Genomic DNA, 20,656 nt, shown 5'->3' on the forward strand with positions numbered 1-20,656 from the left:
ATGTAAATTAATTTCATTACTCGAAGCCAGCCGCAACATTAGTCACTCTTTTCTCGTATCTATACATACGCTTTCGTTCTTGATCTGTAGGCGACCCATTTTCCATATGCTTCACATTCTACGGTCTCACCCATACAGGCTACTTTCGGCTCTTTTACTGGCAGGGATTCAATCCGTTGTTTCGGCTCAGTCTATACCCTATTCGTCGGCGCAACGACAGCAGATCACGCAGCTTCGGCAACTGATTCAGCAAGCTCACGATGCCAGTTACAATCGAGCGGTTTCATTGGCCAAACAACTGGGAAGACCATTGCGGGAGGTACGTTCCAATGGGCGTATTGTTGAGCTGGTCGGCATCGATGACTTTGGAAATTTACTCTACCAGGGTACTACCCTTGTAGGCAATGCACAGGCGGCCAATAGCACTAAAACATCGTCGCTGTATTCGGGAGGGAGTCTGGGGTTGAACCTGTCGGGAAGCAGTGCGTCGGTACAAAACAAGCTGGGTATCTGGGATGGTGGTGCTGTTCTGAGCAGTCACGTCGAACTGAAAGGCCGTGTTACCCAAAACGACAAAGCCAGCACCACTATCGATGATGAAGAACACCCTACCCACGTAGCCACCACAATGATCGGTGCGGGGGTAAATCCCCTGGCGCGAGGTATGGCATTTGGGGCCAAACTACAAGCCTGGGATTATTCGAGCGATATATCGGAAATGACTGCCGCGTCACCAAACCTATTGATTTCCAATCACTCCTATGGCTCGTTGGCAGGCTACCAGTATAATCCTGATCTGACGGGTTCGACCCAATGGCAATGGTATGGCGATACGAGTGTCAGTCAGGTTTTCGATTATAAATTCGGTCTTTATGACTCACGCGCCCGCAATTGGGATCAGATTGCTAATGCAGCCCCGTATTACCTGATCGTAAAATCGGCTGGGAACGATCATGGAGCCGATGGGTATCCGGGTGGAGGACAGTCATACTACCTGGTCAATCACGGTAATAAACTCAGCACCGTAACCCGCGACCGTCAAACGGGCTATGACCAGATTTCAACAAACGGCGTAGCGAAAAATATCCTGACAGTGGGAGCCGTGAACGATCTGGCTTATGGATACAATCAGGCATCAGACGTTAAACTCGCTGATTTTAGTAGCTGGGGGCCTACCGATGACGGTCGGATCAAGCCCGATATTGTAGGCATCGGAGTAAACCTGTTATCAGCCAATTCCAGTAGCGATAGTGCGTACGTGAGCCTGAGTGGTACGTCGATGGCAACGCCAAACGTCTCAGGTTCACTATTGCTCCTTCAGGAATATTACAACCAGCTCAATGCGGGTAAATTCATGTGGTCGTCTACCCTCCGGGGGCTAGTGCTGCATACGGCCAGCGAAGCCGGTCCATCGCCCGGCCCTGATTATCGGTACGGCTGGGGGCTTCTGAATATGGAGAAAGCGGCCCAGGTTATTGGCAACACCGACCAGACCCACCTGCTTAGTGAACGAACACTCAATCAGGGGCAACGCGACACCATTCAGGTGGTTGCATCGGGTCGGGGACAACTCGTTGCGACCATCTGCTGGAACGACCCGGCTGCTGCTGTCTCTGCCTCGCTGAACAATCGAACTCCCAAACTGGTCAACGACCTCGATATTCGTATCAGTGATGGCACCACAACCTGGCAACCCTGGATATTAGACCCCGAAAATCCAGCCAATGCCGCTACTCATGGCGATAACATCCGCGACAACATCGAGCAGGTATTACTAACCAATACCATTCCGGGAAAGACTTACACGCTAATTATTTCGCAAAAAGGCATGCTGAGTGGAAGCAAACAGGATTACGCCCTGCTGGTGAGCGGCATCGGCGGGAAAGTATATTGCGAATCGAAACCAGCCTCAACGGCCGATACCAAAATCAGCCGGGTCCAGTTCGGGAGCATCAATCAGGCCGGAGCCGATGGCTGTACGTCTTACACCGATTTTTCGCAGGTGAGCACAAGCGCTCAAGCCAACCAGCCGATCCCACTAATTGTGTCGCTGGGTACGTGCGGAAGCGTCAAAAACGTGGTAGTAAAAGCGTTTGCCGACTGGAACCAGAACGGCAGTTTCGACGATGCAGGCGAAACTATCGCGACGTCGGGTGTTTTGCCGAATTCCGATCAGTTTTCAACCACCGTAACCATTCCAGGAAGCGTTCAGAACAGCCAGACGATTCGCTTACGAATTGTGGCAACCGAAACCGATAACCCTGCCAATGTGGTGGCTTGCAGCACCTACGGCAATGGCGAAACCCAGGATTATACCCTAACCATCATCCAGACATTAAACGACGTTGGCGCTACGGCCCTGATTTCGCCCGATGCCAATTTCTGTGGTCTGACCACGTCCGATCTGGCCATAACGGTCCGCTTGCACAATTACGGTTCTGTCGACCAGACCAACGTGCCCGTCACGGTAAAAATTACGGATGCCAATAATACCGACGTAACGACACTGACCGGAACACTACCCAAACTTTCGGCTTTTCGGGATGGTATTTTAACCCTGAATAAACCAGCCAGTACATCGCTGCTAGCTGGACAGACGTATCGATTTACAATCAGCACGGGTCTAAACTCCGACCAAAATACAGCCAATAACAGCATCGTCGAAACCCGAACGACAGGCAATACGCCAACAAATGGAATCTTCACAGCCACCCGCTGCGGTTCTGATACGTTGATTTCACTCCGAAATACAGGCGAGGGTACGGCTTTCTGGTACGATACGCCCACAGGTGGCAACCTACTGGCTGCGGGGAATCAGACGTTTGCACAACGAGTGCCATCGGCAGGGCAGTTCTACGCGGCTCTCAACGATTTTTCGGGGACGATTGGCCCGGCTACTAAATCTGTATTTGGTGGTGGAACCTACTACGGTGCCTATACCCCGTCTCCACTTATTTCCACCACGGTTCCGTTGCTTATCGAAAGTGCCCGGCTCTATATCGGCGATGCGGGCCAGCTTACATTTACGGTCACTAAGTACGACAACACCACCGTTTCCAGCGTTACACTGGACGTTACCCCTACCCGCGACCAAAGTTTAACGGCAACCACCAGCAATGGGAATTTATTGGACGACCCCAACGATCCGGGCGCTGTCTATCCATTAAATCTGCGCATCCCCGCAGCCGGCGACTACAAGATCACGATTTCTTATTCAGGAGGGGCGTCTATCTTTCGGAGCAATAGCGGAGTGTCTGGCGTTCCTTATCAGCTCAAAGTGCAGAATGGCCAGCCTATCGTTACCCTAAAAGGTGCCTTGTTCAATAGCGGTACTTCAACCGATACACTGACAACGTCCTGGTATTATTTCTACAACCTGAAAGTCAGGTCGCTGGACTGTCCGAACCCACAACGGACACCCGTTGGTATTTCGACGGGCACGTATCCAACCGCTTCCATCAGTCCATCGGGTTCAACCAGCATTTGTCAGGGAACCAGCCTAACCTTGCAGACAACGAACGCAACCGGACTGACCTATCAGTGGTATCGAAATGGCCAACTCATTTCTGGCGCCACGAGCAGTACTTTTCAGGCCAATACGGCTGGCAATTATAGCGTACGGGTAGCCAACACCTGCCTGCCAGTCAGTTCATCGGCTACAACTGTTGCGGTCAATACACCACAAACTCCGGCCGTAACGGCTAATGGGATTACGCTTACCTCCAATGCGGTTTCCACTATTCAATGGCTGCTGGATGGCGTTCCGATCAGTGGTGCTACGTCCCCCAATTACACGGCGATTAAGTCGGGGCGGTATGCAGTTCAGGGAAATGTGAATGGTTGTGGTGTAGCTACATCCAGCGAAGTAGTGATTACCATTCTGGCTACAGAGCCAGCCAGCACCGAAGAAAGGTTGAGTGTATACCCAAACCCAGCCAATAAGGAGCTGACCATCTCCTGGACGGTTGCTTCGCTCCCTCAACTTCCTACCTTTCAACTCACCGATTTGCAGGGACGAATTGTTCGGAGGGCTACTCTACAAAAAGATGGAAAAAGTTATTCAGCGGTAGTCGATGTGAGTGACCTGCCAGACGGTACGTTTTTTGTGGTTGTTGAAGACGACCGAACGCAAAGCGTTCAGGTAAAACGGATTCGCAAACACTAATTGCAACGACATCTGGAACGGCTCTACAGGCACACGTCAGTTACATCTTATAAGGCACAGCATATCAATTTCAGGGTTTTTGTCCTGTTGCTGTACCTATGTCTGGCGTTGTTATCAGGGGCTACCACCAGCCCCGCCTGGGCACAACATTCTCAACAAAACAGTATAACGAACTGGCAAACCGATTTACTTAAACGATACGAAAAGAACCGCCAAAAAACACGTCAATTTGCCCGTCGGTATCACTGGCCTATCCGCAAAAATTATTCCAATCAACGAGTTCTTACCCTTCAGGAAATTGACCCGTTGGGGCAACCTGTTTATTATTCGCTTCATAATGTCGAAGCGGCTCAGGGCACCCGGACGCAGGCTCTACAGGGGGGTGGTTCGTTACCGATTGCCTTGTCGGGAAATTCGACGCTAATGGAAGGCCGGCTGGGTCTATGGGATGGCGGTCGGGTGCTCAACACACATCAGGAATTTACGGGGACGCCCTATGGAAACGCCAAGATTATCCAGAAAGACAATGGTGCATCGGTCAACGATCACACCACCCATCTGGCAGGTACATTGGTAGCTCAGGGCATCAATGCCAGTGCAAAGGGGATGGCTTTCGGTTCTCAATTATCCGTATGGGATTATACCGATGACATCAGCGAACTGACTACTGCAGCCCCCAATCTGCTCATCTCCAACCATGCTTATGGCCCCGTAGCAGGCTGGGTATATAACGACTCAAGACCAGGAACAAATCCGGACCTTAAGTGGGAATGGTGGGGCACTCCATCCATCAACGCGACAGAAGATTACCTGTTCGGATTCTATTCGATGAAGACTCAGGACCTGGATAAACTGGCTTATAATAATCCCTTTTTCCTGATGGTTCGTTCGGCCGATAACAAACGGGCGGAAACAGGCCCTCCCGATGGTACAACCTATTACCTGAAAAATACGGATGTTCAGAGTACAGTTGCCCGGAGTCGAAACGATACGTACGATGTGATTCCAGCCGATGCAACCGCTAAAAATGTTCTGACGGTTGGAGCAGCCAATGTGACCTACACTAGCCAGAATGTGCCCGTGCTGGCTGGGTCTGCTTCGTACAGTGGCTGGGGACCTACCGACGATGGCCGAATTAAACCCGACTTACTTGGCATTGGCACGAGCGTATTCTCGTCAGTAGGCAGCAGTGTAAACGCGTATGGCACCTATAGCGGCACATCAATGGCCTCGGCCAATGTATCGGGTTCCTTGTTCCTACTACAGGAATTATATGCACGTCAGCGTGCCGCTGGTGCCCTATCGGGTGGGCAATTTATGCGGGCTGCTACGCTGAAGGGGCTGGTTCTTCATACAGCCGACCGACCAAACCCGGAGGCCGGTCCCGATTACCGCCAGGGTTGGGGCCTACTCAATACCGAAGCGGCTGCACGACTGGTCCTGAATGAAAATCGGGCACATCTTTTCCTGGAACAAAGCCTGACACCGGGCAGTACCTTCACGAAATCGATTGTAGCTCAGGGCAATGAGCCGCTCATCGTTACCTTATCCTGGACTGACCCGGAAAGTACTGCAACCAGTATTACGTCTGCTTCAGTGAACAGTCGAACGCCCAAGTTGGTCAATGACCTTGATCTGCGAATCAGCGACGGCCAGCAAACGATGCTGCCCTTTGTCCTAAATCCGGCCCAACCTGCTCTGGCTGCCACTCGGGGCGATAATATCCGCGACAATATAGAGCAAGTATACATTGCCAATCCGGTACCTGGCAAAACGTATACCATCACGGTTTCGCATAAAGGTAAGATGACTTACTCCAGCCAGCCTTACTCGATTATTGTCAGTGGTCTCTACCGAATAAACTGTCAGTTAACAGCTCGCATTGTGCCAACGCAGGATACCACCATCTGCCCCGGTACTACACTGCTTTTACAGTCGGATACGGCTTCTACCACTACGCAGTACAAGTGGTTTCGGAACGACACGCTCCTGACTGGCGCCACTAAATCTACCTATCAGGCCACGCAGGCGGGTTCGTATAAACTCCGTATTACAGCTGAAAACGGCTGTTCAGCTACCTCACAACCCGTAACGATTACCCTTCGGAACGCAGAAATCAATCTTACCCCATCGGGAAATCAGCTACTTTGCAGTACCAACAATCAGGTCCAATTGACCGTTGTCCCTATCAAAGGAGGAACGCTCACAGGAGCCACTTTCGACTGGCTACGGGATGGTTCAACCATTAACAGCGCTCATTCCAGCACGCTTAGTGCAGACCAGCCTGGGCGCTACCAGGTACGGGTCACGCAAAATGGTTGTCAGGCTGTTTCCAACGCAACAGTCCTTCTGTCATCGTCGGTCAATAGCCTTACCTTATTACCTGAAGAAACTGACTTATACCTGCCCCAAGGGGCTACAGTCACGCTAAAAGCCCCTATCGATACCTCATATCAGTACCAATGGTATCGAAACGATCAGGCCATTGCCAATGCCCGTGAGTATCGTCTTGCCGTTGCTCAGGCGGGTGTATATAAAGTGCAGGTGACACAACGCTCCTGTGTAGGCTGGTCAACCGTTCGCTCGGTTCGAACAACCGCTCTCCTTACTGCTACTAACCCCGACCCAACTAACCTATTTATGATTTACCCAAACCCCGCCGAAACGACTTTGTCGATTCGTTACGTGAACCCAGCGTCAAAACAGGTCCAAATTGGCATATTTGACCTGCATGGTGTTTTCCAGCACCACCAAGTATCCCTAACCGCCCATAACGGTCAGTTTGAAGGGGCCATTTCGGTTGGCGATTTACCCCCCGGATTATACATCCTTCAATTAACGGATGGCCTTACCTCTCAAACCAGTCGATTTATTAAGAAATAAGCTTTTTACGACGTTAACTACCTGTATAAACTCCCTAAAATGAAATGAGCAATGGCCTGATATACTGACCATTGCCCATTTTTATTCAAGAAGTTTCTCGATTATTTGCCTTTGCCCGATGCGGCTTCCTGAGCAAGCGCCAGTTTTACAGCCTCATACAGGTTCACAATACCACCGGTTTTCGACAGCGTGTTGAAGGCAACCAGATCACTAGATTCAGGCCGGGTTACTTTGGTGGTGTACGGAGTTGCCGATTGCAGAATAATGCGTTTAATATCGGCGTAGGTTAGCTTGGGAAAATAGGCTTTCAACACAGCCGCCACACCCGCCACTACGGGCGATGCCATACTGGTTCCGCTATTGTTCTCGTATTTGCTACCCGGTACGGTCGAGTAAATATCTTTCCCCGGTGCAAAGACATCGACATTCTGCTTTCCGTAGTTCGAGAAGCTGGCAATCAGCTCAGCGTTATTTGGCTGAGCACTGGCACCTACCGTAATCACGTTCGGAATAGCGGTTCCATCCATAAAGCGGGGAGCAGGGTAATTGGCCGCCGTATCGATGTCTTTTCCATCGTTTCCAGCTGCATGAACCAGAAGCACTCCTTTCGAAAGCGCATACCGTTCAGCATCCTCAACCGCTTTGCGCTGGGGCGAATAATCTTTGCCAAAACTCATGTTGATAATCTGGGCACCATTATCAACAGCATACCGAATGGCATTGGCCACATCTTTATCGCGCTCATCGCCATCAGGTACGGCCCGAACCCCCATGATTCGTACCGCATCGGCGACGCCCATAATCCCCAGATTGTTTGTACGATCGCCTGCGATGATACCCGCAACGTGCGTACCGTGGTCAGGACGGGGACCAGCAATATCATTGTTTCCGTAATCGCGCTGATTCAGGTCATTCGGGTTATCGCCAACAATTGAGCGTGCATCGAAATCTGGATTATAGTTGTATTCGGCCCGCGACTTTAACTGCTCATTGTATTTTTCAAGCTCTTCCAGTACAACATCGGCATCAGGAGCCCCCTGCTGACGCAACAACCGAAGTACACCCAACACAGGGCGTTTCATGGCCGCATCGCTTAGCGTATCGGCAGCCTTCCGAAGGGTCATTGTGTCGAGCTTCGTTACATGCAGCATTTTTTTGAGGTTATCGACCGCCGACGAGTACTGGCTATAGAATTGGCTGATACCCTGATACTCCGCTTTATACTTCGTTTGGTTCTTTTCAACTTCCTCCTTCGCCTTCACGTACTGATCATACTCTTTCTGCTCATCAGGTTTCAGGCTTTTCCGGTCTTTGCCTTCATATTTGGGCTTTAACTGGACATATAATCGGGTCACTTCAGCCGTCTCATAGCTGACATTGCGCCCGTCTTTACCACCAATGAAGTTCCAGCCGTGTAGGTCATCTACATAGCCATTTTTGTCATCGTCCTTTCCATTACCGGCAATCTCTTTTGGATTCACCCATAGTATCCGGCGAAGGTCTTCATGCGTTGTATCGATCCCACCATCGATAACAGCCACAACGACAGGCGTAGGTTTACGATCCTTCAGAAGTTCGCGATAGGTACGCTCCACGCTAATTCCGGCCGTATTATCGGTTTTATCTTGCAGATACCACTGCGTTTGCTGCGCCAGGGCTGCCACTGTAAACAGACAAGCCGACGCGCTAATAAGGAGTTTCTTCATGAATTGATAACAAATAATCTTCACAAATTACGAAGAAGTACCCTATAAAAAGGCTTAAAAGTTGTTAAATGATTATTAGGTCGACAGTATAAATAATGGCCTTCGGAAAAACAATGTATTCCAAAGGCCATTATTTATACTATTTATTCAACAGACTACTTATGACTGGTATTCTGATAATGCTCACCCAGTAGGTCTTCGCCCCAATCGTTGGTCAGGTCCCGAACCACCGTATGGATGTGATTAGCGTTCGTTTGTGTATTGTCGTATTCGATCAGAATGGTTGGGCCATGAATGCGATAGTACCAACCTTTACCAGCCCCCAGCTCGGGTGTCAGATCACCGGCCCAGGCAAACCGTAGATTATCCAATCCAGCTTTCTCCAGCTTATCCATCTGCTGCTTGGCCAGCGTAATCCGATAAGCCGCCAGATAGGCCTGCAATAAATCTTTAAACAGTTTTTTCTGCTGGGCATTCATGTCGGCATACGTCAGCCCCTCCATTTTTTCCAATGATGCTTTCCGCTTGTTGCTAGTCACAATTTCCGGGTAAGCCACTGGGTCGAGGACTGCCTGTTTCCGCTGGTCATCGGAAAGTGTTTTCAGCAAAGCAAATGCCCGTTCAGTTTCCTGCTTCAGAATCTCTCTGCCTTTCTGAGGCAGCTCCTTCACCCGTGGGTCCGACATGCGTTTATCGGCCATTTGGGGATCGTATCGCAAAACACCAGGGTTACTACCAAAAAAGGTTGGCGTGTAGGCTAAAGCCTTCCCATCAGCACTCGAAAAATTCAACGACAGGTGATGCCCTTCGATACGCCAACCCCAGGGGTCTTTGCTGGAAGGATCGCCGAACACAGTAAACGAGTAATTTTCCGGATCGCGATAGGTATCATTGGGCGGTCGATTATCGATAACGCGGAGAACATTTTCCATGTCTATAATGGACGTCACTTTCTCATAGCCCTGCACACTCAACCCTGTTTTGAGCAAATCCATAGCCGCCTTTCGCTGTTCGGCCGTCATTTCTTTCAGCGGCAATCCCTTTCGGGTTCTGGGCACAAAATGCCAGTTAAATCGCTCTTCATCACCAAAAGTAAAGGTAGCTTTTTGCTTCTGCTCGGGCGTGAGCGTTGCCAGAAACGTTCTGGCAGCATTTGTCATCTCGTCTTTTGTTCGTTGTTGCACAGGCAGTGTGCTGGGCGAGGGAGCAACCTGGCCCGATACGCGCAGATGCCCGACCAATAGGCAGCCAACGAGAAAAAATACATGTTTCATAGGAGAAGGGCATTTATCGAATAGATTGTAAAGGGGGTTTAAGATCGCATTTACCTATTGGCTGTTGCCGGAAGTTTAACTGTTCTGTTAAAGTCGTTTAATTATATCCCATTGTTTTCCAACAACCTGGGTATTTTGCTTGTTAAACGCATAACTCACTGTTACAAAATACGATCATGTCCACCCGGCCTCCGAACAACAGTACGGGTCCATTCGACCACCTGTCTTTACGCTATTTGCGGCAGGCACTTGATATACCGCATCCAAGCGACGAGCCTTTTGTGTTCAATCCGCTCGAATATCGGATTATTCGACGTGCAAAACTCACAACCTTAACCATGGCAGCGCTGCTAGGGTTGTTTGGTGGCTTATTGTTGCATTTGCCCCAATACACTTGGCCTGATCTATTCAGCAATACACCGATTGGGCTGTTTGGGAATGCCTATGAATTACCGCTGATTACGACACTATACACGCTGCTACTGGTATATCTGGAAATTAATCTATTGCTGGCAATAAATGGCTGGGGAACCAAGACCATCATGGAAGTCTGTCAGTTTCCCCGTGCGCATGATGCGCAATACGAACGTCATTTGCAGGCACTGGCCACAGCCGCTGTCAACAAATCGCAACCGGGTTTTCTACGCTTCGGTATTGACCCTTATCTGACCATGCCCCGTTGGGGATTAACCCTTTTCTTCTTACTAAATATAATCAAAGCGTCTCTAACAGCTCTGATCGTACGGTTTATTGCCCAGCCTTTTATTGGACAACCGGCTTCGGATCTGATTGGGGTGCCAGTTTACGCCCTATGGAATGTCTGGTCATCCCGACAGGTATTACACGAAGCTCAGGTACGTGTGATGGCCCCTATTACCATCCGCGAATTCGTACACGAGCTGTATGAAGAGTGGGGTAAAAATGATCAGTTTCGTCCACTGATTATGGATGCGCTTCAATACCTTTCCATTCTAGACCGCCCTTACAACTATGCCCATTTTCTGCTCACTGAAACATTGAAAGACCGATTTGAGCTTCAGGCTGGGACAGCCATTGCCGGTACATTTACTGAACAGGCTCCTAAAACGCCCATCGCAGTACGCCGTAGTCTGGAGCGGCTCATGGTGTTTGGAGCGTTAATTGATGGAAGGCTATCACGACTTGAAAAAGGGCGTCTTCATCAGCTTCGACAACTTGGCTTTATGACCTATTCTGTCAAAGAAGTCCGGCAAATGAGTGTGGATTATAATCAGGGCCGTGGTTTGTGGGTTTAGTTACTTTACGATTGACAAAGGCCATTCCTCCTATTCATAAACCTATGGCCATTATTCCTGAGCAACCACATTATTTTTTCGTACACGAACCTCATTAATCCGTTTATCATCAGCCGAAAGCACCTGGAATACAAATCCATCGTATCTGGTCTCATCACCTGCTTTTGGTAATCGATGAAACAGTTCGAGTAATAACCCTCCCAGCGATTCACTATCCCCTTGTACGTCTTCAAACGTAGTGGCATCCACATTCAGGATTCGGCATACATCGGTCAAAGGCATTTTTCCTTCGAATACAACTGTCTGCGGATCTTCGCGCCGGTAGCCTACGGGCGTTTCCTCATCGAACTCGTCATTAATGTCGCCAAAGATTTCTTCGATAATATCTTCGAGGGTAACTAAGCCACGAGTGCCGCCGTACTCATCGACGACAATGGCAATATGAACCCGACGCTTCTGGAAGTCCTGGAGTAAATCATCTACTTTTTTATTTTCGGGAATGAAATAGGCCGGACGTAATAAGGATTGCCATCGGAAGTCGTCCGATTCATGAATGTGCGGTAGCAAATCCTTGATATAGAGAATTCCTTCTATTTCATCCAGCGACTCACCATAAACGGGCACTCTGGAGTAACCAGATGCGTTGATTTGCGCCATCAGTTCACTGAATAGCAATTGGTCCTTTACAGCCGAAATATCGAGCCGGGTTCGCATCACCTGCCGGGCTGTCAGATTGCTGAAGTTGACAATCCCTTTAAGGATTTCTTTTTCTTCGACGGTTGCATTGACCCCGGTCAGTTCAACCGCCTGGCTCAGTTCTTCGACAGATAGTTTGTACCCGCGTCGCTGAATCCGTTTGTCGACCTGATTGCTCAGATTGACCAGCATCATAGCCAATGGCCGAAAAACCATCAGGCCAATCTGCGCTAAAGCAGCCGTCTGGCGAGCCACACTTAAGTTGTTTTGACTGGCATACACTTTTGGAACGATCTCCCCAAATAAGACAATAGCAACAGTTGTAGTCAGGGCTACTCCAATCAATATCCAATCGGCATTAGCTACCCCCTGTAAAAACTCCCATGTCAGGTAGGTAACAATAACGACAATGGCAATATTGAGTAGGTTATTAAAAATGACCAGCGAAGCCAGCAAACGCTTAGGACGTTCCAAAAGCTGGGCAATTCGTTGATCTGGCCCTTTAGCGCTCTCCCGGCACTGAGCACGGTCATCGGGCGATAGCGAGAAGAAGGCGGCTTCGGACGCTGATACCAGACCGGCCAGCGTGAGCAGCAGTAAAATTAAAGCCGTGTAAGGGGCGTATAAATCAAAATAGGTGCTCCAGCCATCTACGGCTGGGAGCACCTGTCGAGGAAGTGGGTCACCAGGATCCATGTATATCAGTTCTCGTTCAACAATAGAGCGGCTATATGGTGGTTAGAAAGGAAGGTCATCATCACCACTGTTGCTCTCAAAAGGCACAGGCTCCGGCTCTCGTCGGCGTTCAGGTGTTCCGGCGGGTTGCTGACGGGGCGCTGGCGCAGCCTGCGGACGAGGGGCACTCGCGGGCTGAGCAGGTGCAACCTGTTGGCGGGGCGCTTCATAAGGCACCTCGTCCGAACGATCACTGTTGGGGCTACCCAGCAACTGCATGGTATTGGCCCGAACACGCAGCGATGTCCGCTCTTTTCCTTCTTTATCCGTCCAGGTTTCTGTCCGCAGCCGCCCTTCTACATAAACCGAATTTCCTTTCTTTAAGTATTTTTCAGCCACTTTGGCCTGTTCATTCCATAATTCAATCCGAAACCACTCTGTCTGCTCTACTTTTTCTCCATTTCGGTTGGTAAATTTCTCGGTAGTGGCGACATTGAAGGTAGCTACCACGGCTCCGCCATCCAGGTATCGCACTTCAGGATCGGCACCCAGGTTACCGATTATTATCATCTTATTAAGACTTGCCATGCTGTTTGTATTGTTGGTGTTACGAATTAACTTATGTGGCGTTTAAGAAGAATAAAGATACCAAATTATACCGACTTATCCAAACAGATCTTTCAAATAGTTTGTAACCAATACCGGCTTTGGTAGTTGACTTATAGCTTCTTCACTAAACCAATGTAAATCATTGGGCAAAAGGGAAATAGCGTCATCTGGTAACTCAATCAGGTAAAATTGGGCACGTATTCGCTGATGAGATAACAATTGCATAGCCTCGACCGGCGGAGTAACCAAAATCTCTTTCATTACTGCGTCAAGGATTGGTTCAGGTAACGATAATTGCGGCCAGAAAGATTCCTGATTATCCCCTAAAATACGTTGAGAAACCAATTCGCTGGTTTCCAATAGGTAGAAATCGTAGAGATTCTGCCAAATATCACGGGTTGTCCGCTCCCGCATGGCAAACTTTCCTTGGTGACGGAAAACCAGATACGAAAAGAAGCGTTCCCGCACAGGCGCTTTCTTTGCTTTTACGGGCAGTAGATGCTGACGACCTGTCTGGTAGGCCACACAGACTTGCTGGAGTGGACAAAGTAGGCAATCGGGGGCTACGGGTGTGCAGTGAATAGCCCCAAACTCCATAATGGCCTGATTATAAGTAGCTGGATCAGTAGCCGACTGGATCAGCCGACTAGCTAGAGCGGCAAATGTTTTTTTTGCTGTCGTTGTTGTAATCTCATCTGTTATGCCAAATACACGAGCCAGTACCCGGTACACATTCCCATCTACAACCGGCACCCGCTCGCCAAAGGCAAATGAAGCCACAGCAGCCGCTGTATAGGCTCCTATACCCTTCATTTTCAGTAGTTCATGGTAAGTAGAAGGAAACTTTCCCTCCAATTGAAGAGTTACATAACGAGCAGTCTGATGCAAGTTGCGGGCACGGGAATAATACCCCAGTCCCTGCCATAACCGAAGCAGTTCACGCTCGTCGGCCCGAGCCATATCAGCTATCGTCGGATAGGCTTTCACAAAGCGTTCGTAGTAGGGTTTTCCCTGCGCTACACGGGTTTGCTGAAGGATTATTTCCGATAGCCAGATACGATACGGATCTCGCGTGTGCCGCCATGGCAGGTCGCGTTTATGAACCTCATACCACCTCTCCAATACAGGCGCGAAGGTGACTTCGGTTTTGTTAATGTCTGATTGCCAATCCAAAATAAAACAGAAAAATAGAACGTTAGGAGGAAAAATGGAAGGCCAGACTTTTTAAATTTATAGGAAAGCCCTACCTTTGTGCTCCCATTTTTGAGACCCGAATTTTCAACAACACAGAAAACGTTAAAGTTTAAGAAGTCGTGACGAAAGCAGATGTAATTGCCGAGATCGCCGATAAGACTGGCATTGATAAGGCAGAAGTAACAAACACATTGGAAACCTTCTTTTCAGTAGTTAAGGACTCATTGGCCGAGGGAGAGAACATTTATGTGAGAGGGTTCGGCAGCTTTATCAATAAGAAGCGCGCTAAGAAGGTAGCCCGGAATATCTCGAAAAATACCGCTATGGTAATTGATGAGCACTTCATTCCGAGCTTCAAACCCGCCAAGGTTTTTGTTGAACAAGTAAAAACCAGCGAAAAAGCAAAAGTAACCGCTGAGTGATCAACGTAGCTTCGACGGCAGAAGGGCTGGAAAATCCAGTCCAGGCATTTGCCCGTGACGACCATCCATGATGAATAAATCCGTGCTGCTTGTTATCGTATTGGCTTCGGCCCTCACGGTAGGATTATACTCCTTACCGAAAGTAGTCGTACGAAATGATAACAAGCAGCTTGGTGGTCGTGCCATGCAAGCACCTGCTACCAATCCATCGAAGACTGAATCACCCACAGCATCCGGCAATGGTGCATCTGTACATGAAAAACCATTATCGACCGAGCAGCAAAAACAGCTGACTGCACTGGAAACAGAGTTTACTAAAGCAAACTCTGGGCAGAAAGAAGCCATTGGCGAAAAATTGATTACTCTTTTGCACGAAATTACCCGCTACGATAGTGCGGCCTATTATGCTGAAGAACTAGTTAAATCGGTTCCCAGTGAGCGCAATCTGCTACGAGCTGGTGATGCTTTTTTTGAAGCCTACAGCTTTGCTGTTGACGAAAAGAAAACGGCACTTCTGGGGCAGAAAACCCGTGATTACTACGGGCAGGCACTCGCCAAGAACCCAAATTTACTGTCGGCAAAAGCCAATATGGCTATGACTTATGTCAATACCGACACGCCCATGCAGGGAATTATGCTGCTGCGGGAAGTTATCAAACAGGATCCAACGAATGAACTGGCTCTGTTTAATTTAGGTTTACTGGCCATGCGGTCAAATCAGTATGAGCGGGCCATTGAACGGTTCCGGCAAATTCTGGTTACAAACCCTGCCAGCCGGAAAGCGCAGTTTTATTTGGGCGTAAGTTTAGCCGAAGCGGGTCAGAAGGCCGAAGCCAGACAAGTACTGGCTCAAGTGAAGAAGCAGGAGAAAGACCCGCAGATTCTGGCAGCTGTTCAGGAATATGAGGAACGGCTAAAATAAAGAATGTACAATGAATACTGTACAATGGATCGAGGATAACCCCGATCAGCTCATTCTATATTATTCATTTTTCATTATACATTGATTTTAAGGGCTAAACCGAGTGGTCTGGCCGACACGAATTTTCAACCATTAAAAACTTTTATCGATTATGCCTTGCGGTAAGAAACGGAAACGGCACAAGATTGCTACTCACAAACGGAAGAAACGGCTTAGAAAGAATCGGCATAAGAAAAAATAGGTTACGGTTTACGGTTTACGGTTTACGGTTGGTTGACGCTATAACTTATAGCCACATAGCCAACCATAAACCGTAAACCGTAAACGTAATGCTCATTTTATAGAAGCCTCGGCCGGTCTGTAAAGCCCGAACGTGGCTTCTATTTTTTTACTCAGCCATTTTCTAACCGTTTATTCATCTTGTGAGTAATGAATTAGTTATCAGTTCTACTCAGAAAGGTGATCGGATTGCGCTCTTGCAAAACAAGAGACTGCTGGAGTATCACGAAGAAGAGTTAGACAGCAGCTTCACCGTTGGCGATCTTTACTTAGGAACAGTCAAGAAATTATCCTCCGGCCTCAACGCGGCCTTTGTCGATGTTGGCCATGAAAAAGATGGTTTCCTGCACTATCAGGATCTGGGGCCGAATGTCAATTCGCTCAACAAACTGGTCAAAGATGTAATCGCCAAGCGCGTCACAACCGGGCGGCTCAGTGGTATGAAGCTTGAGCCACCTATCGAGAAAATTGGGAAAATCGATAAGGTACTGACGAAAAACGCTCCCATCCTGGTTCAGGTAGTTAAAGAACCTATCTCAACCAAAGGTCCACGCCTTTCCTGCGATATCTCAATTGCCGGCCGCTATTTAGTGCTGGTGCCATTCTCAGATGGCGTAAACCTTTCCAAAAAAATTACCGACCGTGCCGAACGGTCGCGGCTGATGCGGCTCATGTCGTCATTAAAACCGCAAAATTTCGGCGTTATTGTTCGAACAGTAGCTCAGGACAAAGACGTAGAGGAACTCGACCGCGATCTACAAAACTCATTAGCCAAGTGGGACCAGGCCATCAGGTCATTGAGTGACGCCAAACCACGCGATCGGGTACTAGGCGAAATGAACCGGGCTTCGTCGATTCTGCGGGATATGCTCAACGAATCGTTCGAAAGTATTACCGTCGATACGCGTGAATCGTACGACGAGATCAGGGATTATATTCACACCATAGCCCCCGAGAAAGAAAAAATCGTTAAGCTTTATACAGGCAAAACGAAAATTTTTGAGGCATTAGGACTAGAAAAACAGCTTAAATCGCTGTTTGGCCGATCGGTAAGCTTGCCAGGTGGTGGATACCTAATTATTGAGCACACCGAAGCGCTCCACGTAATTGACGTTAACAGCGGCAATAAATCGAACTCCGAAGAAGACCAGGAGGCCACCGCTATTAGTGTGAATCGGGAGGCAGCTAAGGAAATTGCCCGCCAGCTTCGGCTGCGCGATATGGGTGGCATTATTGTCATCGACTTCATCGACATGAAGAAAGCAGAAAACAAAAAGCTTCTGCAGGATATCATGCGCGACGAAATGAAACCCGAGCGCTCGAAGTTCACGATTCTGCCACTTACCAAATTCGGGCTGATGCAGATTACCCGTCAGCGTGTTCGGCCCGAAATGAATATTGTGACGCGGGAAGTTTGCCCAACCTGTGGCGGTACAGGAACCATTCAGGCCAGCGTATTAGTGACGGATGTAATTGAAAACAACCTCGATTATATCCTGACCAAGCAAAATGAACGGGGCATTTCGATTTCTTTGAATCCGCTTTTATATGCCTATTACACTAAGGGTATTTACTCCAAACAAGTGCAATGGTATATGAAATATAAAACATGGGTTAAAGTAATTAAGGACAGTTCGTTAGGAATTGTTAACTTTAAGTTCTTTAACAAGCAGGGAGAAGAAATCGAACTCAGTAATAATGCCTAAAAATGTAGTAAAATTTTACTACATTTTACCAGAATAACGCCGAGGGATTACCAGACTATCTGGTAATCCCTCGGCGTTTATAGTTGATAGTAGACGTGGCCTAGTGCAGCACTTCCATCTCCATTAATTCACTGAACATTTCCTGACCTAAGAGGTCCTCAACCGACTCTACCTCTGAAAGATTTAGGAGCAAGTCCCGTAAATCTTCCGTAATCTCATAGGTCTGATATAATCGGCGGTCGTACAGAATAGGTGCCTCTTCCAGATCGCATAGCGTATAGCGGTTTTCATTGAAAGCAACCTGCTTCCGGTAACCCATATACGTCTTCTTTGTTTTTTCCGGCTCTAAAAACAGGTGCACATAGTTCCAGCCTTCCCACTGGCCTGGATACTGCTTCAGAAACGGCCAGAACGCATCGTACAATTGTTGCATAGCTTCCTGGCAGTATAACTCCCGATCACTCTGTGGAATCGGCTTGATCGACTTCAGGCAGTGTAGCACATTGGCCATATCGGACCGACGATAGCTAACGACAGGTACGATTGGTACGCCCGCAGCGTGCGACAGGTAACCAACTCCTTTCCGGGTGAGCATCCGACGATGTCCAAAGCGTACAGAAAGAAATTGGGATTCTTCGCCGGGTTTAGGACCCGTTTCGGGGCTCCCATCGACGTACACAATCAGCGACCGACCTGCTTTTAATTCCCGTAGCACCGTAAGCCCAGCCGTAGGACTTCCGGCTTCAACCACCCGAAACACATTAGTAAGGCCATGTTTTTGTCGTAACCCCTCAATATGCTCGGCCATTCCGTCCCCCTGACTGCGATTCATGTTACTACCAACCAGCAGCACACAATCGACTCCCTTACGAAACAGCACACTGGTCAGCATCCGGTACGAACCGAGATGATAGGTGCAGTAAATCCGGGGACTATACTCTTTTTCGAGCAGATGATCTGCTCCACGCAACTTTACCAGATCACCAGCCGTAAGGCACTGCTGATCGAAGGATGTGAACATCTGCTGCAACAATAGCTCGCGGAACAACGTATCATGTTCCTGACGGGGAATGGCAGGCAGCAGGTTCTCGACATTGGCCGAAAAAGTAGTGTATTTCATCAAATACCCCCGTTCTTTCTCCAGGTCGATCTGCTCGAAGTGGGCGCGACAACGCTCCAACTCCTGCTTGTAAAGTTGACGTGTGGTACGCATTTTGGTAAGAAATTAAAGCGAGAAAACGGGTTTGGAGCTAACTAATCCATTAAACGTAACCTCCCATCCCGAGCAGCAGGGAGAACCTTCAGCTAAAAACTTTAAAAGATTGCCTGACTCAGACTTAGAGATTGGCTTAACTACATTTTTAACTGCTTGAGCTGGCTTGATAACGAATTGTTTTTTCATGACTATTTGTAGCTTGTATTATTGATTAAGCTGTTGCTTGATTTGATGATACAAAGCTACTGGACCCTTAAAGGCCCTTCAATGACAAAAAAGTCATGATTATTGATTGCAATTAGTTAAAATTTACCAGTATATTAGTCCGACTTTTGTGTAAGAGGCCCGCATGAAGGAGATTCAAATTACCCGAGCTTTTTTAAAGAAGCCGTTTAACAGCGTCATAATACTACTAAGCATTGTAGCATTAATTGAAGCTGTGGGTTGGTCTATTGCCTCTAATTCAAAACATAAGTTAGTTGATAAAGCAGGGGGAGCATTTCATTATATCGGCGTCCTTGTTAGTTCTCTATTCATACCTGAGCTTTGCACATTATTGATTGTAATAGCTCTTACAAATATTTACCACAGAATTAGACACATAACTTCCATAGAAAACTCCTGGCCATCTATCAGCCGCTATGAATTACGCTGTTTACCTATATTGCTAGTAGCATTTTGGGTTTTTAATCCGTTTACCCAAACTATTCGTTACTTTTTTGAACAATATCCCAACTATACACTAGCAAAATATTGGAATGATTATATTCTTTATACTTACACTTGGTCAACTTATTTTAAATACTTAGCTCCAGTTATTATTATAGGCTACATAGCTATTAATATTTCTCTACTTAGGGATTATCTTAACCAGCGAAAGGAGGCTCAAGAGAAGGCAGAAGCCGATGCGGCAGAAGCTGCTCAGAAGTACCTGGAGCTATCCGAAACGTTCTTACCAAAACCCACAGTACCTTCGAAATACCTAAGCTATCTCAAAGGCAAGGGTAATCAGGGAGAATTCGATTTCCCTGTCAACGAAGCGTACTACTTCACGGTGGAAGAACGTGCTTATTATGCCGAAACGATCAAAGAACGGTATATGGTCAATAAGACCATCAATGAATTGGAAGCGGAATTGGACCCTTCCCAGTTTTTCCGCATCAAACGCGATTATATTGTGAACCGACAAGCCGTTTTGCACTACTCCTATTGGGAAAACGGCAAATACATTGTTACGTTGAATAACCCAGGCCACCACGAAATCATCGTACCGCGTGTACGCATGCAGGAGTTCCGCGAGTGGCTGCAAGGCCGCGACCCAGCCGGTAAACCCGAACACGCAAACGCCCTGTAAGGCAGTATTCTCTTCACAATTACCTCTACAACTCAGCCTTTAATTTTGGGATATCGCTTTTGTCATGCCGACGAAGGAAGCATATTAATGCGTCTTAACTGATAAGACGAAACAAAGTAATCTTCGCTCCTCAAGCCTGACACTAGCCACATCCACCTATTACTGTATATACTACTTCGGCTCCCCTGAACAAAGATTAGTAGTCCGTTTAATAAACAAAATACCTATCGCCTGAAATCACTCATTTCATGCGCGAAATCAACTATATAATAAGTGTAGGC

The 20,656-nt window shown here is 48.0% G+C and carries 13 protein-coding genes; 7 read left to right on the forward strand and 6 right to left on the reverse strand.

Features of this window, described 5'->3' with window-relative positions:
- The first annotated feature begins 106 nt into the window (after positions 1-106).
- Both B5M13_RS30570 and B5M13_RS30575 read left to right on the forward strand, forming a co-directional pair.
- Positions 107-4,165 (forward strand): S8 family serine peptidase, encoded by a 4,059-nt coding sequence (locus B5M13_RS30570; RefSeq protein ID WP_080059265.1) that lies wholly within the window; start codon positions 107-109, stop codon positions 4,163-4,165.
- The gene (locus B5M13_RS30575) at positions 4,166-7,048 is read left to right on the forward strand and encodes a S8 family serine peptidase (protein ID WP_245859573.1); all 2,883 of its coding nucleotides are present in this window, start codon (positions 4,166-4,168) and stop codon (positions 7,046-7,048) included.
- Between the two features lie 101 nt (positions 7,049-7,149).
- Here B5M13_RS30575 and B5M13_RS30580 read toward each other — a convergent pair whose 3' ends face one another.
- Positions 7,150-8,754 carry a S8 family peptidase gene (locus B5M13_RS30580; protein ID WP_179950468.1) on the reverse strand — a complete coding sequence of 535 codons (1,605 nt, stop codon included), beginning with the start codon at positions 8,752-8,754 and terminating at the stop codon, positions 7,150-7,152.
- 155 nt (positions 8,755-8,909) lie between these two features.
- On the reverse strand, positions 8,910-10,028 hold the full coding sequence (locus B5M13_RS30585) for a DUF3500 domain-containing protein (protein WP_080059266.1): 1,119 nt from the start codon (positions 10,026-10,028) through the stop codon (positions 8,910-8,912).
- A gap of 176 nt (positions 10,029-10,204) precedes the next feature.
- Between B5M13_RS30585 and B5M13_RS30590 the strand changes: the two genes are divergently transcribed.
- On the forward strand, positions 10,205-11,302 hold the full coding sequence (locus B5M13_RS30590; RefSeq protein WP_080059267.1) for an LBF_2804 family protein: 1,098 nt from the start codon (positions 10,205-10,207) through the stop codon (positions 11,300-11,302).
- Between the two features lie 51 nt (positions 11,303-11,353).
- Here the strand turns inward: B5M13_RS30590 and gldE are convergent, their stop codons facing one another.
- The 3 genes from gldE to mutY form a co-directional block, all read right to left on the reverse strand.
- Positions 11,354-12,694: a gliding motility-associated protein GldE gene (gldE, locus tag B5M13_RS30595; RefSeq protein ID WP_080059268.1), complete on the reverse strand. Its 1,341-nt coding sequence runs from the start codon at positions 12,692-12,694 to the stop codon at positions 11,354-11,356.
- Between the two features lie 42 nt (positions 12,695-12,736).
- On the reverse strand, positions 12,737-13,261 hold the full coding sequence (locus B5M13_RS30600; protein ID WP_080059269.1) for a single-stranded DNA-binding protein: 525 nt from the start codon (positions 13,259-13,261) through the stop codon (positions 12,737-12,739).
- 75 nt (positions 13,262-13,336) lie between these two features.
- The gene (gene mutY, locus B5M13_RS30605) at positions 13,337-14,455 is read right to left on the reverse strand and encodes an A/G-specific adenine glycosylase (RefSeq protein WP_080059270.1); all 1,119 of its coding nucleotides are present in this window, start codon (positions 14,453-14,455) and stop codon (positions 13,337-13,339) included.
- Between the two features lie 140 nt (positions 14,456-14,595).
- Here mutY and B5M13_RS30610 point away from each other — a divergent pair, with 140 nt between their 5' ends.
- The 3 genes from B5M13_RS30610 to B5M13_RS30620 all read left to right on the forward strand — a co-directional run bounded on the left by B5M13_RS30610 (position 14,596) and on the right by B5M13_RS30620 (position 17,805).
- Entirely contained in the window at positions 14,596-14,898 is a 303-nt protein-coding gene (locus tag B5M13_RS30610; RefSeq protein ID WP_080059271.1) for an HU family DNA-binding protein, read from the forward strand.
- A gap of 70 nt (positions 14,899-14,968) precedes the next feature.
- Positions 14,969-15,820: a tetratricopeptide repeat protein gene (locus B5M13_RS30615; protein ID WP_080060145.1), complete on the forward strand. Its 852-nt coding sequence runs from the start codon at positions 14,969-14,971 to the stop codon at positions 15,818-15,820.
- 422 nt (positions 15,821-16,242) lie between these two features.
- Complete coding sequence (locus B5M13_RS30620; RefSeq protein WP_179950469.1) at positions 16,243-17,805, forward strand: Rne/Rng family ribonuclease; 1,563 nt, start codon at positions 16,243-16,245, stop codon at positions 17,803-17,805.
- 100 nt (positions 17,806-17,905) lie between these two features.
- Here B5M13_RS30620 and B5M13_RS30625 read toward each other — a convergent pair whose 3' ends face one another.
- Positions 17,906-19,018, reverse strand: a complete 1,113-nt coding sequence (locus tag B5M13_RS30625; protein ID WP_080059272.1) for a lysophospholipid acyltransferase family protein — start codon at positions 19,016-19,018, stop codon at positions 17,906-17,908.
- A 352-nt stretch (positions 19,019-19,370) separates the two neighbouring features.
- Here B5M13_RS30625 and B5M13_RS30630 point away from each other — a divergent pair, with 352 nt between their 5' ends.
- The gene (locus tag B5M13_RS30630; RefSeq protein ID WP_080059273.1) at positions 19,371-20,375 is read left to right on the forward strand and encodes a LytTR family DNA-binding domain-containing protein; all 1,005 of its coding nucleotides are present in this window, start codon (positions 19,371-19,373) and stop codon (positions 20,373-20,375) included.
- Positions 20,376-20,656 lie beyond the last annotated feature (281 nt).

This window comes from Spirosoma aerolatum (genome assembly GCF_002056795.1).
GTDB classification, from domain to species: Bacteria; Bacteroidota; Bacteroidia; order Cytophagales; family Spirosomataceae; genus Spirosoma; species Spirosoma aerolatum.

What these genes read in the sequence shown, in the direction of transcription:
- B5M13_RS30570 (WP_080059265.1), top strand. Translation starts at nt 107, where the DNA reads ATGCTTCACATTCTACGGTCTCACCCATACAGGCTACTTTCGGCTCTT.
- B5M13_RS30580 (WP_179950468.1), bottom strand. Translation starts at nt 8,754, where the DNA reads ATGAAGAAACTCCTTATTAGCGCGTCGGCTTGTCTGTTTACAGTGGCA.
- B5M13_RS30585 (WP_080059266.1), bottom strand. Translation starts at nt 10,028, where the DNA reads ATGAAACATGTATTTTTTCTCGTTGGCTGCCTATTGGTCGGGCATCTG.
- B5M13_RS30590 (WP_080059267.1), top strand. Translation starts at nt 10,205, where the DNA reads ATGTCCACCCGGCCTCCGAACAACAGTACGGGTCCATTCGACCACCTG.
- gldE (WP_080059268.1), bottom strand. Translation starts at nt 12,694, where the DNA reads ATGGATCCTGGTGACCCACTTCCTCGACAGGTGCTCCCAGCCGTAGAT.
- B5M13_RS30600 (WP_080059269.1), bottom strand. Translation starts at nt 13,261, where the DNA reads ATGGCAAGTCTTAATAAGATGATAATAATCGGTAACCTGGGTGCCGAT.
- B5M13_RS30615 (WP_080060145.1), top strand. Translation starts at nt 14,969, where the DNA reads ATGAATAAATCCGTGCTGCTTGTTATCGTATTGGCTTCGGCCCTCACG.
- B5M13_RS30625 (WP_080059272.1), bottom strand. Translation starts at nt 19,018, where the DNA reads ATGCGTACCACACGTCAACTTTACAAGCAGGAGTTGGAGCGTTGTCGC.
- B5M13_RS30630 (WP_080059273.1), top strand. Translation starts at nt 19,371, where the DNA reads ATGAAGGAGATTCAAATTACCCGAGCTTTTTTAAAGAAGCCGTTTAAC.